The sequence below is a fragment of the Paracoccus marinus genome (assembly GCF_007018965.1).
Lineage (GTDB): Bacteria > Pseudomonadota > Alphaproteobacteria > Rhodobacterales > Rhodobacteraceae > Paracoccus > Paracoccus marinus.
The window spans coordinates 1-754 of sequence record NZ_VJYZ01000038.1; the positions used below are offsets into that span (position 1 = coordinate 1).

Annotated in this window: 1 protein-coding gene; it reads right to left on the bottom strand. The window is 59.5% G+C overall.

All coding sequences use genetic code 11. The features are described 5' to 3' along the window. Positions 1–215: 215 nt before the first annotated feature. A partial coding sequence (locus FNF32_RS15210; protein WP_221930746.1) for a hypothetical protein occupies positions 216–754 on the bottom strand: 539 nt, incomplete at its 5' end.

A 754-nucleotide genomic window follows, 5' to 3' on the forward strand; every position in this document is an offset into this window, starting at 1 on the left:
CAGAACGGCCGACCCGACTACCAATCTCAAACCCGCAGACTCTCGTTATGAACGAGGGACCCGAGGGGGGCAGGTCACCAGCCGTCAAGCATCGCCGCATAGGGCAACGACCTCGCGCTTACTTTCTACCGCAGGCTATGCGAGGACTGACGCGGCGCGGCGGGTGTGCGGGGATCGTTCTGTTGTGGCGTGAACGTGGCGAGCGCGCGGTGGTGTCAGCGTTTGCCACGCGTGACGGCCGGGTCCACCGAGTGGGCAAGTTGCCGGACGCCCTCGGCGCTGTAGTCCTGAAGCTTCCAGCGCTCCGCATCCTCGTTCTCGAACGTCGCGGCGAAAGCGGGCCCGGGCATCCAGACTTGATAAAGCATCTTGATCCAGGTCGTCCCGTTCCGCTCCGCCATCCGTTTCTGAAGCATCTTCGCAGTCTGATTGATTTCGTGACTGAACTCCGCTGGGACTGACGCCACGGGCGGTGCGCCCTTCTCAGGGTAAATGTACGCCTCCACCGATCCCATGCCGGGTTCCTGAGCGATGATGAAAGAAACGGCGCGCCAGTCACCGTCTCTGTAGCGGGAGTCGGTAAGTATCAGCCGTCCGATTTCCAGAAGCAGCTGGGATGAATCCATAGTGTCGAGAGGGTCAATGCTCATGCTTAGGTAATCCTGCATCGGGTTACTAATACCAATCGCCTTGATTTCTGACTCGCTTGGGATTCCCTTCGCCCTGAAAATCTGAATCATGGGTCTCGAGGGAT